10 protein-coding genes are annotated in these 15,623 nt (G+C 58.2%); 5 read left to right on the top strand and 5 right to left on the bottom strand.

Going from position 1 to position 15,623, the window contains the following annotated elements; genetic code table 11:
* The first annotated feature begins 20 nt into the window (after positions 1–20).
* A complete protein-coding gene (locus tag PSJ8397_RS02145) occupies positions 21–1,112 on the top strand; it encodes a Hint domain-containing protein (RefSeq protein ID WP_085862904.1) in 1,092 nt (363 codons plus the stop codon).
* Between the two features lie 311 nt (positions 1,113–1,423).
* Entirely contained in the window at positions 1,424–2,677 is a 1,254-nt protein-coding gene (locus PSJ8397_RS02140; RefSeq protein ID WP_085862903.1) for a Hint domain-containing protein, read from the top strand.
* Here PSJ8397_RS02140 and PSJ8397_RS02135 read toward each other — a convergent pair.
* Positions 2,667–3,245: a nucleotidyltransferase family protein gene (locus tag PSJ8397_RS02135; RefSeq protein WP_085862902.1), complete on the bottom strand. Its 579-nt coding sequence runs from the start codon at positions 3,243–3,245 to the stop codon at positions 2,667–2,669. The genes PSJ8397_RS02140 and PSJ8397_RS02135 overlap by 11 nt on opposite strands.
* Before the next feature lie 79 nt (positions 3,246–3,324).
* Complete coding sequence (locus PSJ8397_RS02130; RefSeq protein WP_085862901.1) at positions 3,325–5,715, bottom strand: GcvT family protein; 2,391 nt, start codon at positions 5,713–5,715, stop codon at positions 3,325–3,327.
* Positions 5,716–5,816: 101 nt separating this feature from the next.
* On the opposite strand from PSJ8397_RS02130, the gene PSJ8397_RS02125 reads away from it, so the two are divergent.
* Together PSJ8397_RS02125 and PSJ8397_RS02120 are read left to right on the top strand one after the other, a co-directional pair.
* Positions 5,817–7,196, top strand: coding sequence for a DUF2254 domain-containing protein (locus tag PSJ8397_RS02125; protein ID WP_085862900.1), 1,380 nt, complete (start codon positions 5,817–5,819; stop codon positions 7,194–7,196).
* A gap of 91 nt (positions 7,197–7,287) precedes the next feature.
* Positions 7,288–9,693: a GcvT family protein gene (locus PSJ8397_RS02120; protein WP_085862899.1), complete on the top strand. Its 2,406-nt coding sequence runs from the start codon at positions 7,288–7,290 to the stop codon at positions 9,691–9,693.
* A gap of 71 nt (positions 9,694–9,764) precedes the next feature.
* On the opposite strand, the gene PSJ8397_RS02115 is transcribed toward PSJ8397_RS02120, so the two are convergent.
* From PSJ8397_RS02115 to PSJ8397_RS02105, 3 genes are all read right to left on the bottom strand, one after another.
* Positions 9,765–10,322, bottom strand: coding sequence for a lipid-binding SYLF domain-containing protein (locus tag PSJ8397_RS02115; protein WP_085862898.1), 558 nt, complete (start codon positions 10,320–10,322; stop codon positions 9,765–9,767).
* 113 nt (positions 10,323–10,435) lie between these two features.
* Positions 10,436–13,924, bottom strand: coding sequence for a transcription-repair coupling factor (gene mfd / locus PSJ8397_RS02110; protein WP_085862897.1), 3,489 nt, complete (start codon positions 13,922–13,924; stop codon positions 10,436–10,438).
* Between the two features lie 45 nt (positions 13,925–13,969).
* Positions 13,970–14,494: a component of SufBCD complex gene (locus tag PSJ8397_RS02105; protein WP_085862896.1), complete on the bottom strand. Its 525-nt coding sequence runs from the start codon at positions 14,492–14,494 to the stop codon at positions 13,970–13,972.
* Positions 14,495–14,614: 120 nt separating this feature from the next.
* Here PSJ8397_RS02105 and hemB point away from each other — a divergent pair, with 120 nt between their 5' ends.
* On the top strand, positions 14,615–15,607 hold the full coding sequence (gene hemB, locus PSJ8397_RS02100; protein WP_085862895.1) for a porphobilinogen synthase: 993 nt from the start codon (positions 14,615–14,617) through the stop codon (positions 15,605–15,607).
* The last annotated feature ends 16 nt before the right edge of the window (positions 15,608–15,623 follow it).

The raw sequence follows: 15,623 nt of genomic DNA, 5'->3' as shown, positions 1-15,623 counted from the left end.
AACTGTTACCGGGGGGTATTGTGCCGACATCTTTTGAAGTTCTGTTTCTTGGAAATTTGCCCGACATCGACGCGGGTGAAGGCAACCAGTTTGTAAGCCAGACTGCGGTCAATAGCTGGCTCGGGACGTATGGGAGTGCGTCAGATCCTTTGGCGTCAACGGATAACGTCAAAGACTGGGAAGCCGATAGTTTTTCTGGCGGGATCGAAGCCAACTCTTACGATATTGATAACACTGCGTCGAATGACACCTTTACCGTTGATGGCGTAACGCAAACCCACGACTCCACAATGATCTTCAATGCGACGATCACCTATTTTGATGGGACGACAGCCAATATCACTGCGGTTGTGACCCAGGCTACAAATGGTGATGTCTATTTGATGCCCGAATTCAGCGCGAATGCTGACCAAGCCGCAATTGAGGCGGCTCCCATTCAGTCGATCCAATTGATTTCGCCCGTTTACGCCAACGGCAACCCCGGGCAAGGCTACAACCTTGTCGCCGACAGACAGGCCGCGGATCTGGTCCCGTGTTTCACCTTAGGGACAATGATCGCGACAGATCGGGGTGAAATCCCGGTCGAGGCTCTTAAAGTCGATGACCGTGTGATGACCCGCGACAATGGATTGCAATCGATCCGGTGGATCGGCAGGCGTGATCTGACGAAAAAAGAGGTGTCCATCAAACCCGATTGGGCACCTGTTCGATTTGCCGCTGGTGCATTTTCAGGGGCCGTGCCTGAGACAGATTTAGTTTTGTCACCCAACCATCGGGTCTTAATCACGGGCGAACAGGCTGCATTATATTTCGGTGAGAACGAGGTGTTGGTCGCCGCCAAACACTTGTTGGCAATGCACGATGTATCGCGAGAGGCACCAGGAGATGTGGCGTATTTTCACATCATGTTCGACCGTCATGAGGTGATTCTGTCCAATGGCGCCTGGACTGAAAGTTTTCAGCCCGCTGACTATAGCCTCAAAGGGATCGGTGAAAGCCAACGCGCGGAGTTGTTTGACCTTTTCCCCGAATTGTCCACGACGGCGGGCCTTGGCAACTATCAGTCCGCGCGTCGGGCCCTGAAAAAGCACGAAGCCTGTCTATTGGTTTAACACCTACTCCCACGTCCAGATTGCGTCCGTGATCGGGTGTAACACTGCAAGGCCGAGACGCAACACCGCGCCTCGGCCTTAATTTTGGGGCCAAGGTTGGGCCCTGCGAATGTGTCAGTGCGACAATTTGTCAGAAATTAATGTCCATAAAAACTATTCGCTGAAATGTTGTCTTTTTTGAAAACATATCTGTGACGGATCGTGTTGCTCTGACCTCTTCTGCTGTGCGGTCAGCCGACTAGATAGACGTCAACGTAAACAAAGCCCCCCAAGGATTGCCCCCCGCAATCGCGAAAAAAAGGTCAAGAAACATGGCACGCGAATTTGGAACGAACGGAGACGATACGCTCACAGGTGGAAATGACGCCGATCAATTGTTTGGCGGCGATGGAGATGACACCCTACGTGGCGGCAACAACAGTGACCGGCTGTTTGGTGGCTCAGGTGACGATACACTTGAAGGCGATCGCGGCGGCGATAGGCTTTTTGGTGGCAGTGGCAATGACAGTATTGACGGCGGTGAAGGCAGCGACCGGATCGACGCCGGCGATGGGGATGACACGATCTTTGGTGGGGTTGGCCAGGACCTGATTTTCGGTGGGGCAGGAAACGATTTTATCGACGGTGACGGCCCCGGTGGCAACGAACAGAGCGATCGGATCTTCGGGGGGGCTGGAGACGACACGATTATCGGGGATGGCAATCAGGATCAGTTGTTCGGCGGATCTGGAAACGATCAATTTATCGTTTCCAACGATGGGACGAATTTCAATAATATCCTTGTCGATGGCGGTGAAAACGGGGGGGATTTGGACATTCTCGATCTGTCCGAATTCTTCGCGCAAGATCCCGATACGCAAATCATATTTGAAGACGGTGGACCCGGCGAAGAGAACGGGCGCATTCTGCTGCGCGGCTCTGACGGGCGCGAATTCGGCCGGATCACTTTTCGGGACATCGAAGAAATCCGGACCGATCCCATCTGCTTCGTTCCTGGCACGTGGATTGCCACACCAAATGGCCAACGACGTGTCGAAGACCTTGTACCAGGCGATATGGTCTTCACCCGTGACAACGGCCTACAAACTGTGCAGTGGACGGGTGCCCGGACTATGACCAGGACCGAGCTTATGGCGCAGCCGAACTTCCATCCCATTTTGATCCGGGCTGGGGCATTGGGACAAGGTCTGCCGGAACAAGACCTCATGGTCTCGCCCAATCACCGCGTTCTACTGATGGGCGAGCGCGCTGCGCTGTATTTTGAAGAGAACGAGGTTTTGTCGTCGGCGAAATATCTCGTCGGTACCCCAGGGATTGAGCGGATAACTTTGCCTGAGGTGCGCTATATTCACGTGATGTTTGAGCGTCATGAGGTCATTTTGTCGAATGGCGCCTGGACAGAGAGTTTTCAGGCGGGTGCCTATGGCATGTCCAGTCTTGATGGCGATCAACGCCGTGAAGTTTTCACCCTGTTCCCTGAATTGGCAAATGAAGACATGAACGCAGACTGGGCGGCCGCTCGCCGCATTTTGAAGCGTCATGAGGTGCAGGTTTTCACCGCTTAGAGTTTTTGCGGTAGGTCTTCCAGTCTTCTGGTGTGTCGAGGTCGAGCCGCGCTTTTTGTCCAGCGAGGGGGATAAAGGCGGTTTCTGCCTCGTAGGTGGTGCAAATACGGACTGCGCCGCGATCCCCTGTCAAGATTTCGAAATCTTTCCAGATCCGACGGGCGAAATAAACGGGATGGCCGGGTATTCCGTCGTCTGTCGTTGCCCGCACTATGGGGGCCGCATTTTCTTGGGCGGCGGCGTGAAGGATTTTCAGATCCTCAGCTGTGATGTCCGGCATATCAGCGGGCAAAATGATCACGCCCCTTGCTTGACTGGGCAGGGCTGCGAGCCCCGCGCGAATGCTGTCCGACATCTGACCTTCGACGGGCACCTTGGTGATCGTATCTGGAACCACGTCGTGGCGAGGGTGCGGGGCCGGGGGGAGGGTCACGAAGGTCCGCGCGACTGAGGCCCCGCGCATCAGTTGCAGACGCAGGAGCGGCGTGCCGTTCAGAACTTCGAGAAGTTTGTCCCCCCCGCGCATGCGGCTGGACAGGCCCGCGGCAAGATAAAGTATTGCGATCATGGTGCCACTGTCCGGCAGGAATGCCTAAAATTCCAGAATTTTAGGGCCTCCGGCGGGAGTTTATTGGGTCAGATGAAGGTCAGCCGCGCATCCGCGTGCCGTCCGGATCAAACAATGGGGTCGTGATGAGCGTGGCGGGGCGGCGGTCGCCCAGAAGTTCGATATCAACCTTGAGGCCTTCGGTGGCGCGATCCTTGGGAATGAGCCCAAAGGCGATGGATTTGCCCAAGTGGTGCGAGTAGCCGCCTGAGGTGCAAAAGCCGATGACGGTGTCGTCCTCGAAGATCGGTTCATAGGCGGTGACATCGGTATCCGTGGCATCCACGAGGAAGGTCGCCAAGGTGCGGTCCGGGTCGTCAGCCATGGTTGCCTCTTTGCCGATAAAGTCTTTGAACCAGTCGATAAAGCGGTCCATTCCGACCTCTTTGGCGGTGTAATCGGGGCTGAATTCCCGCATCCATGAGCCGAAGTGACGATCCAGTCTGAGGGACATGATGGCGCGCATGCCGAAGGGCGTGACGCCCATGGCGGCGCCTTGCGTCCACAAAGTTGTCCACAGGGCGCGTTGGTCCATGGGATCACAGTAGATTTCATACCCCAGATCGCCGGTATAACTGACCCGCTGCACAATGCAGGCGGTCTGTCCGATGGTCATGGGGCGGACGTCCAAAAAGCGCAGGTCGGCGGTGTCGCGGGTGCAAGCTGCAAGGAGGGTCTTGGCCTGGGGGCCTGCAATGGAGAACCCTGTCAATTTATCGCTTATGTTTTCGATGCTTACGCCATCTTCTTCATGTTGCATGAACCAACGCATATGCTGTGCCTGGGCGCCATAGGATGCCGTTAAATGGAATGTAAATTCATCCTGACAGGAGACGGTAAAGTCCCCCAAAAGCTTACCTTTTTCAGACAGCATTGGTGTCAAGGAAAGGCGACCCGGCTTGGGGATGCGACCGGCCATTATATGGTCCAACCAGGCCCGTGCGCGGGGGCCTTTGATGCGGTATTTCCCAAAGTTATGCACTTCGGTGATCCCGACGCCTTCACGCACACCGCGCACTTCACGTGCAATTGCGTCCCAAGCGTCCGAGCGGCGGAAGGACGGGGTTTCATAGGTCGGGTCCCCGTCCTGGGCGAAGTAGTTCACGACCTCTAGTCCGTATTGGTGGCCAAAGACCGCGCCCATGTCTTCGAAGACATCATACATCGGCGTTGTGCGGTGGGGCCGCGCGGCGGGCAGTTCTTCGTTGGGATAGGCGATTGAAAATCGTTTCTGGTAATTCTCGATCACCTTGGGCCGCGTATAGCCCGGCGTGATCCAATCCCCGAAACGGGCCACATCCATGGCGGACACATCGCGTTCGCATTCGCCTGTGACCATCCATTGGGCGAGCATGAGCCCCACGCCGCCCCCCTGAGAGAACCCCGCCATCACCCCACAGGCTGACCAATAGCCGCGCATCCCCGGAACAGGTCCGACCAGCGGATTGCCGTCAGGGGCAAAGGTGAAGGGGCCATGGACCACGGATTTGACGCCCGCACGTTCAAGGGCGGGAAAGCGTTTGTAAGCAAAGGCAATGCTGTCTTCGATTTTGTCGAAATCATCGGGCAGCAGTTCATGCCCGAAGGACCATGGCGTGCCATCGACGGCCCAGGGGCGGCAGGGTTGTTCGTAAAACCCGATGCACAATCCGCGCCCTTCCTGGCGGAGATAGCTTTCGCCAGCGGGGTCCATGACATGGGGGTGTTCGCTGTCGCGCTCATAAATCTCGGGCACATCGTCTGTGACGATATACTGGTGTTCCATCGGGTGCAGGGGGGCGTAAATGCCGGCCATGGCGGCGACCTCACGGGCCCAGAGACCGCCGGCATTGACCACGTGTTCGGTGTGAATGGTGCCTTTGTCTGTGACAACATCCCATGTGCCATCGGGTCGCTGGGTGGTGGCCGTGACCATGCAGTGGGTTTCAATCGTGGCACCGCCCATGCGGGCGGCCTTGGCGTAGGCATGTGTTGTGCCAGATGGGTCAAGATGCCCGTCCAGCGGATCATAAAGCGCGCCCAAGATGCCGTCGGTGTTGGCAATGGGGGCAATTTTGCGGATCTCATCAGGGCCGATGATCTCAGTCTCAAGCCCCATGTAGCGGTGTTTGGCCCGTTCGGCGACCAGCATGTCGAAGCGGTCTTTGTTGTCGGCCAAGGTCACGCCGCCCACATGGTGCAGTCCGCAGGACATGCCGGTGATCTCCTCCAGCTCTTTATACAGCTTGATGGTGTAGCCCTGTAGAGCCGCCATATTGGTGTCGCCGTTGAGGGTGTGAAACCCGCCCGCGGCATGCCACGTGGAACCTGACGTCAATTCGCTGCGTTCTACAAGCATGACATCAGACCACCCCAGTTTCGTAAGATGATACAGCACGGATGCGCCCACGACGCCGCCGCCGATGACAACCACTTGGCTGGTGTTTTTCATAGGGGTGGTCCTTTGACTGATCTTCGGAAACGCTATCGTCCTGTCTGTTTTGCGCAAGATCGAAAACGACACCGGATGTCGCAGCCAGGGCGGATGGTGGAATGATAAAGGCGATCACAAGCAAACTTGTCGCATGGCCAAAACTGATCCTGCGCATTCTGCGGGAGGTGTCGCGCACCTTGGTGGCGCGGGTGATCATTCTGGGCGCGATGGCTTTGGTGGCCCTTGGGGTCGCAACAGTGATCGGGCCGCTGTTGCCGGACGACGTCTCTGGCGTTGTCAGCGGCAAGGCGGCGGACAGGCTCTTGTCGATTATCGCCAACGCCATGTTGGCGGTTACGACCTTTTCCCTGACCGTTATGGTGACGGTGTATCGCAATTCCTCGTCCCAGTTCACGCCGCGCACGCACCGCCTGATTATTCAGGATCCGACCACGCAGAACACATTGGCGGGGTTCATCGGGGCCTATGTGTACGCGTTGACCGCAATTATCCTGCGTGAGTTGAACATCTTTGCTGATGAACGGGCCTTGGTGCTGTTCGGCATGACAGTGTTGGTGCTGTGTTATGTGGTCTGGTCCCTGATCCGCTGGGTCGTGCACTTGCAGACCTTTGGCAGTTTGATGGACACCACCCGCCAGATAGAAGACATCACATCGACCCAATTTCAGGACCGATTGAAAACCCCGTGTCTGGGCGCGCATCCATGGGATGACAGCGTTGAGGTTCCCCAAAACGCCACAGCCTTTCGTGCGGACGAAAGCGGTTACGTGCAGCATATCTATCAGGAATCCCTCAATGACCGGGCGGAGGCCTATGGCTGCGATGTCTATCTGATCGAAAGCCCAGGCGCCTTCGTGATGCGGGGGGAGGTTTTGGCCTATTGGGTGCAAACCGATCCCCCCGACACCGCGAATGACACCAAGTCCTTCGACAAGGTCTTGGATGCGCATATCAAAATGGGCGACGTGCGGACCTACGAACAGGATCCCAGATTTGGGCTGATGGCCATGGGGGAAATTGCATCCAAGGCCCTGTCGCCAGGCATCAATGACCCAGGCACGGCCATTGATGTCATCACGCGGCTGTCGCGCATTTTGACGTACTACCGTGATGAGACGGACATTGACGGCCCCCCCGCGCACGCCCGACTTTGGATCAAGCCGCTGAGCCCCTACGATCTGATTGAGGACGCCTTTGGGGCTTTGGCCCGCGACGGTGCCGCTTTGATTGAGGTCCAACAGCGACTTCAGTCCAGTTTTCGCCGTTTGATCGACCATGATGACCCGCAAATGCGGGATGCCGCATTCAAGGCTGCTTGTATCGAATTCCAGCGCGCCCAGCAGGCGCTGAACTTTGCGCCTGACATGGACAGGTTGCGCAAATCCACCTCGTCCCGGGTGTTGGACAGTCTGGACAGCGAAAATGCGGATCATCCGACGACAGACCCAGACACAGACCCAGTCGGGGGACGGGAATAGCGGTCACAGCGCGACGAAAGATGTCGGGAACGGGACATTCTGACGGGGGCGCTGCGGGCAGGCTGGACGCAGATCACACCAAGAGGTTTTCATGCGTACCCATGCCCAAGCTGTCGTCATCGGGGGCGGCGTTATCGGTTGCTCCATCCTGTATCACCTGGCCAAGCTGGGCTGGACAGATGTTGTCTTGCTGGAACGCGATGAGTTGACGTCAGGGTCCACATGGCATGCTGCCGCCAATATTCACGGGCTGCATGACAGCACGAATATCTCACGAATTCAGCACTATACGATGAACCTTTATACTGAGTTGGAGGCCGAGACAGGCCAGTCGTGTGGCGTTTTCCAGCCCGGCAGCCTGTATCTGGCCCAGACCGAAGACCGCGAACATCAGCTGCGTTTGCAGGCCGCCAAGGCGAAGTTTTACGGGATGAATTTTCATGAGGTTGACCGTGCCGAGGCTGAACGCCTCCACCCGTTGGTCAATTATGACGGCATCCGGTGCATTATGTTTGAACCCGATGGCGGCAACGTGGACCCCAGCGGCGTCACAAACGCCTACGCGGTGGGTGCGCGCCAGCGCGGTGCGGAGATTATGCGGTTTTGCCCTGTCACCGCGACACTTCAGCAGCCCGACGGGACATGGATCGTCGAAACACCAAAGGGCAACATTCACACCGAATGGGTCATCAATGCAGCGGGGCTTTGGGGGCGAGAGGTTGCCAAACTCGCTGGAATTGAGCTGCCATTGCTGCCGACGGAACACCAGTATTTTGTCACTGAAACCATAGCTGAGATTACCGCGATGGACCGGCGTTTGCCGTCGGTCGCGGACCGCGACGGGGAATATTATCTGCGCCAGGAAGGGCAGGGGCTGCTTGTTGGAGCCTACGAAAAAGACGTGCGGTTTTGGGCCGAAGGCGGCACGCCGCAGGGCTTCGGGCATGAGCTGTTTGCCGACGATCTGGAACGGATCGAGGACAACATGATGCGCGCCATCGACCGTGTGCCTGTCGTGGGTGAGGCGGGGATCAAGCGTGTGATCAATGGCCCGATGATCTGGTCTCCGGACAGCAACGTGCTGTTTGGGCCGCACCCCGATTTGCGGAATTACTTTTGCTGCAACGGTATCATTCCTGGGTTCAGCCAGTCGGGGGGCATGGGACTGATGGCGGCCGAATGGATCACGAAGGGCGAATCCACCTATGACATGTTCGCGTGGGACGTGGCGCGCTTTGGCGCTTGGGCCGACGCGGCCTTCACCAAGGCGCGTGTGGGTGATCAATATGCACACCGTTTCAAGATCCATTTCCCCGGGGAAGAACGCGACGCTGGGCGGCCTGTGCGCACGCGTCCTATTTACGCGATGCAGCGCGATTTGGGGGGCGTCTTTGGGCTTAACTACGGCTGGGAACATCCTGCGTATTTTGACAAAGACGTGCCCGATAGCGCCGGTTTCACCCGCCAGCCCTGGTTTGACAGCGTCGGTCGTGAGGCGAAGATGCTGCGGCAAGCTGTTGGGATCATTGATATTTCCAACTTTGCCAAATACGTCTGTAAAGGCCCCGGGGCGAAGGATTGGCTGACTGCGGTCTTCGCCAACCGTATGCCAGATGTCGTTGGAAGATCCTGCCTCACACCCTTGATTGGGGTGAACGGTGGCATCGCGGGGGATTTCACAGTCACCCGTCGCGCCGAGGATGAATTTTGGGTCATCGGGTCCGGCATGGCGGAGCGGTATCATCAACGTTTTTGGGCGATGGTCCCCTTGCCGAAGGACACCACGTTTGAAAGCCGAACAGAGGCGCTGTGCGGGTTCAACATTGCTGGACCTTGGTCGCGTAAGCTTTTGCAATCGTTGACGAATACGTCATTGCAGGCCGCGGAGTGGCCATTCATGCGGTCGGGCGAAATTGAGATTGCGGGCGTGTCCTGCACCGCCCTTCGCGTGTCCTTTACCGGCGATCTGGGGTGGGAGGTCTATTGCCCAGAGGCCGATCAAATTACTGTCTACAAGGCCCTTATGGACGCGGCTGCGTCCTTGGGCGGAGGGCCTGTTGGGTCGCGCGCGTTGATGTCTTTGCGGGTGGAAAAGGGCTATGGCTCATGGGGCCGCGAATACAGTCCCGAGTATTGGCCACAGGAGGTTGGGTTAGATCGCTTAGTAAAGGCAGATAAGGATTTCCTTCATAAAGACAGCTACTTAAAGGTCAAAGATAATGCGCCACGTGAAGTTCTGTCGTTGATCCATATCACGGATGTAAAGACCGCCGATGCGACGGGCGGTGAGCCTATTTTTCTGCCTGACGGCACGCCTGTTGGCCGCGTGACGTCCGGCGCATACGGTTATTCTGTCGATATGTCGCTGGCGCTGGGATACCTGAAAGACGTGCCCGCAGGAACGGCGGTGGAGGTCATGATTTTGGGGAAACCGCACCGGGGTGTGGTGTTGAACAAACCACCGTTTGATCCTGAGGGACGCCGTTTGAGGGGCTGATTCAGGCGTATGGTTTGCGTATGGCTGGCGTATGGCAACCGTATGGCAGCGGTTGCCATATCATCGCGTTTCTACGGAATGATGCGCGTGTATTTGGTGCCCTCGATCGTGGCCCCAGCGCGAAACCCGGCCTGCGCGAACACAACGGCAATCACCGGCGCGAGGGAGGTTGTCGTCTCAGCCCGCAACGTCTCACCCGTGTCATTCAGCGCATATTCGATGTCAGCACCAGCAGCCCAGCCGTTTGCACGGCGAAAATCCATCAACGCATCCTGTGTCATGAAGAACAGGACGGTGGAATATTGCTGTGCACCGATCTGCAACCCGGCGCTGCCCGCTGTGGCTGAATAATAGTCCACGGTTGTCGGGCCGACTTTCAGCGCGCCGCGCCCGAAAGACGCCCCAAGGCCCAAGCCGGCCTCTGTCACGACGGGCATGACCAACATGCCGCTGGCTTTGGTCGACAGATCCCGTGTGCCGGGGAAATTGTTATACATGAATGACAGGGTGCTATCGACGCGCGCGTCAATTTCAGCGGCACCATTTCCGCCGATGCCATTTCCGCATGCGGAGAGGGTTGTGGTTGCCAGCGCAGAAAGCGCAAAGCTGCGTCTTGAAAGAAGGGTCATAACTGCCTCGTGCCTATGGATCGGGGTTTGTCCCCGTTATGGGCAAACTATAGGCGGCAAATCCCAATCTGTCAGCAGGAAGATGCATCAACCGCCCAAGTGAGTCCGTGAGGTCACGGCTTGGCGGGTGAGGGCGTTGCTGTCTCTGTCTTTTTCTTGGCGGCCTTGACCTTGGCGGCGAGGTCCTTGGCGATGGCGAAGGCCCCTTGGATTTTGTCGCGATCGCTGCCCCAATCGCGGCGCACAACGATTTTGTTGTCCTTGACCTTGGCCAGCCCGCGTTGGTCTTCGATGAATTCCACAAGACCCTCGGGGGAGGCGAATTTGTCGTTGTGAAACCGGATCGTCGCGCCCTTTGGCCCACCATCCAGCTGGCTAATGCCGGCCCGTTTGCACATGGCTTTGATGCGCACAACGAGCATGAGGGTGTTCACCTCACGCGGCAATTTTCCAAAGCGATCAATGAGTTCTGCGGCGAACCCTTCAAGTTCCACCTTGGTCGTCAGATCGCTGAGACGGCGGTAGAGGCCAAGGCGCACATCCAGATCGGGCACGTAATCTTCGGGGATCAACACGGGCACGCCAAGGTTGATCTGTGGCGCCCATTGGCCATCATCGACAAGGGTAACCTCACCCGATTTGATCTTGGCGATCTGTTCTTCGAGCATGGATTGATAGAGTTCATAGCCCACTTCGCGCATTTGGCCCGATTGTTCTTCGCCCAGCAGGTTGCCCGCACCGCGAATGTCGAGGTCTTGGGACGCAAGCGTGAAACCCGCGCCCAGCGTGTCGATGGACCCCAAAACCTTCAGGCGTTTTTCCGCCTGCGGGGTGAGTTTTTGACGCGGCTTATATGTCAGATAGGCATATGCGCGGGTTTTGGAGCGCCCGACGCGACCCCGAATTTGATAGAGTTGCGCAAGGCCAAACATATCGGCGCGGTGCACGATCATGGTGTTGGCCGTGGGGATGTCGAGGCCGGATTCAACGATGGTGGTCGCCAGCAGCACGTCATATTTGCCGTCGTAAAAGGCGTTCATCCGGTCATCGAGTTCGCCTGCGGCCATTTGGCCATTGGCGGTCACATAGGTGACTTCGGGGACTTCGGTTTTTAGGAACTCTTCGATGTCGGGCAGGTCGGACACGCGCGGCACGACAAAGAAGGATTGCCCGCCGCGATAATGTTCCCGCAGGAGCGCCTCGCGGATGGTCACCGTGTCAAATTCGCTGACATAGGTGCGGATCGCGAGGCGGTCGACGGGGGGCGTGCCGATTATGGAAAGCTCCCGCACGCCGGACAAAGAAAGCTGCAATGTCCGTGGGATAGGCGTCGCTGTTAATGTCAGAACGTGGATGTCCGTGCGCATCTGTTTCAGACGTTCTTTGTGTTGGACGCCGAAATGCTGTTCTTCGTCGATGACGATGAAGCCAAGGTTTTTGAAGCGAATGGATTTGGCCAAGAGCGCATGGGTGCCGATGACGATGTCAACGATGCCTTTGGCGATGCCTTCGCGGGTGTCGGCGGCCTCTTTCGTGCCAACAAAGCGCGATAAGGGTCTGACATTAATGGGAAAACCACGGAAGCGTTCTGCGAAGTTCTTGTAGTGTTGGCGCGCCAGCAGGGTCGTGGGCGCGATAATGGCGACCTGCACGCCGGACATGGCGGCCACAAAGGCGGCGCGGATCGCGACCTCGGTCTTGCCGAAGCCCACATCGCCGCAGACAAGACGATCCATCGGCGCGCCAGAGCCGAGGTCTTCGAGGACGTCCGAAATCGCCTGCAGCTGATCGTCCGTTTCCGCGTAGGGAAAGCGGGCGAGGAACTGATCCCACATGCCATCGGGCGGGGTCAGGGCCGGGGCTGTGCGCAAGGCGCGTTCGGCGGCCACGCGAATAAGACGTTCGGCCATTTCGCGGATGCGTTCTTTCAGCTTGGCCTTTTTCGCCTGCCACGCGCCACCGCCAAGTTTGTCCAGCAGGCCGACCTCATGCCCGAACCGCGACAGAAGTTCGATGTTTTCTACCGGCAGGTAAAGCTTTGATTGTTCGGCATATTCGAGCAGCAGACATTCATGGGCAGCCCCTGCGGCTGTCACAACCTCAAGCCCCAGATAGCGGCCCACGCCGTGATCCACATGCACCACCAGATCGCCGGGGCTGAGGGATTGGGTTTCCGTCAGAAAATTATCAGCCCGCTTTTTGCGTTTGGTTTGGCGGATCAGTCGGTCGCCCAGCACGTCTTGTTCAGACACCACCGTCAACGTCTGGTCAGCACCTTTGGCCAGCGGGCCTTCGAAGCCGTGTTCCAGCGCCAAGACGGCCAGATGCAGGCCGGTTTTGCCGACGCGGGTGAAATCGGTCACGGGGATCGCTTCGCCCACGCCTTCGTCTTCGATAAGACCCATCAGACGTTCACGCGCACCTTCGGAATAGGAGGCGACGACAACGGGCCCGTTTTGCATTTTCGCTTTAAGATGCGTGGCCAAGGCACCGAAAAGGCTGATAGATTCCTGCTGACGTTCAGGTGCGAAATCGCGCCCGATGCGGCCGCCTGCGTCTGTAACACCGGGGCCAGTGGCCTGTGGCAGGGCGGCAAATTGCAACACGCGGTGCGCCGCGGTGGCCGCGTTCCATGCCTTGGGATCAAGGTAAAGCGTCTCCGGTGGGGCCGGTTTATACACGCTGTCCATCCGGCCCTTGGCCTTCATCGCCTCTTGGCGGGCATCATATTGGTCCGCGATCGTGTCCCACCGGGCCTGACGCTGGGCCGCGTTCTGGTCATCAAGGGTGATTGTCGCGGCGGGCAGGTAATCAAACAGGGTTTCCAGCCGGTCATGGAAAAAGCCCAGCCAATGTTCGACGCCCGCATGTTTTTTGCCAGCGGAGACGGCCTCATACAGGGGGTCATCGGTGCCCGCGGCGCCAAATTCCAAACGGTAGGTCTGACGGAAACGGGTGATGGCGGCCTCATCCAGGATCACCTCGGACACAGGTGCCAGTTCAACGACATCGAGCTTTTCGGTCGTGCGTTGCGTGGCCGGATCAAAGCGGCGCGCGCCGTCAAGATCATCGCCGAACAGATCCAGCCGCACGGGGCCAGATTGGCCGGGGGGGAAGATGTCGATGATACCGCCGCGCACGGCATAATCGCCCGGCTCGGTCACGGTGGGTGCCTGGGTAAAGCCCATGCGCACCAGAAACGCGCGCAAGGCTTTTTCGTCGATGCGCCCGCCCACACGGGCGGTGAAGGCGGCCTCGCGCAGGACATCACGGGCGGGTATTTTCTGGGTCGCCGCGTTCAGCGTGGTCAAGAGCACGAAACGGTCCGGCATCCCGTGGGTCAATGCGGCCAGCACCGCCATGCGCGCAGCGGAAATGTCGGCGTTGGGTGACACGCGATCGTAGGGCAAACAATCCCAGCCGGGAAAGACGACGACAGGCATGTCGGGGGCAAAGAACGCAAGGGCTGCGCGCGTGGCCTCCAGCCGTTTGTCATCGCGGGCGATGTGCACGACGGGGCCTGCTGCAGCCTCGGCCAAAATCAGGCGGGCGTCGAAGCCTTCGGGCGCGCCCGAAACGGTGATGTGTTTGCTGTTGACCATGGGGTGGGAGTTACCCCGCGCGTGCCCCATGTCAACCAGTTGACATCAAAGCCAGACCCCCACGGCGAGGTTTTTATACATTCCGTACATCGCCGTGACAAAAATCGAGATCATGCCGATGAACTGCGTCGCCACGCGGTGAGAGCTGAGCCGTTTGTGCAAAGCCTCCCCCTGAGGGTCATCGCGGGCGATGATCTTGGCGGTGTTCAGGCTGAGCGCGCCTACAAGGGTCATGGGAAAGGCCAGCAAAAACACGGCTTGTGCGATTTCCACGTCATACAGAAACGCGAGAATCACAAGTGAGGTGAGGATGAACGAGACCACGGTCAGCAGAACAAGGCCGGAGACGTTTGCGATGTAAAGCAGCCGGTTGACGTTGATGCGCACCATGTCCTGCAGGTCAAGTTCAGCCTGACCGCCCAGTTTCTTGGCCCGTTGGATCATGTCATAGGGCACGCCCAGCACCCAGTGGCTGACCGACGACCACATCACGGCCAAAGCGATCCAGAACCACAGGTTCGAAAAGCTTCGCATGTCGATGACTTCGAAAAGGGTAGACGTCCAGTTCACGCGCGGCAGCCCCGTGGTGGTTGTTTTTCGGCAACCTAGCGGGTGGGCGTTGTGATGCCCAGCCTTGTGATGGGCGGCAATTCGTGCGACCCAAAATGTGTGACTTGAAAGGCCCGATTAATGACTTTGCCCCCGTATCCCGCCACCCGTCTGCGCCGTTTGCGCCGCACGCCCGCCCTGCGATCCATGGTCCGCGAAAGCGCACTGTCGCCTGCGGATTTCATTTGGCCGATTTTCGTGATGGAGGGGACGGATGCAGAGGAACCCGTGGCCTCCATGCCCGGTGTGGTGCGCCGCACGGTGGACCGTGTGGGGGCAGCGGCGCGTGAGGCTTGGGCCTTGGGCATCCCCGCGATTTGCATCTTTCCCTACACGGGGATGGAGGCGCGGACAGAGGATTGCGCGCTGGCTTGGTCGCCTGACAACATCGCCAACCGTGCCATCCGCGCCATCAAAGAGGCCTGCCCGGAAATTGCGGTGATGACGGATATCGCCCTCGACCCATACAACATCAACGGGCACGACGGGTTTGTTGAAAACGGTGAGATTGTGAATGACCGCACGGTTGAGGCGCTGGTGAAAATGGCGCTGGTGCAGGCGGACTGCGGCGCGGACATTCTTGGCCCGTCCGACATGATGGACGGACGCATCGGTGCGATGCGCGCCGCACTTGAGAGCGCGGGCCACAGCCACGTCACGATCCTGAGCTATACCGCCAAATATGCGAGCGCCTTTTACGGCCCATTCCGGGATGCGGTTGGGGCGTCCTCTGCTTTGGTGGGGGACAAAAACACCTATCAGATGGATCCGGCCAATTCGGATGAGGCCATGCGACTGGTCGAACGTGATTTGGGGGAGGGGGCAGATATGGTCATGGTCAAGCCGGGCATGCCCTATCTGGACATTGTGGGCCGCGTGAAACGCGAATTTGGCGTGCCGACCTTTGCCTATCAGGTGTCCGGTGAATACGCGATGATGCAGGCGGCTGCGCAAAATGGCTGGCTTGATGGGGACAAGGTGATGCTGGAATCGCTGATGTGTTTCAAACGGGCAGGCTGCGACGGCGTGCTGACGTATTTCGCACCGACGGCTGCACGTCTGTTGCAGGGGTGAGCCTGTGTCCTGAAAT

Source organism: Pseudooctadecabacter jejudonensis (genome assembly GCF_900172275.1).
Classification (GTDB): domain Bacteria; phylum Pseudomonadota; class Alphaproteobacteria; order Rhodobacterales; family Rhodobacteraceae; genus Octadecabacter; species Octadecabacter jejudonensis.
This window is presented reverse-complemented; position numbering and strand designations above follow the sequence as displayed.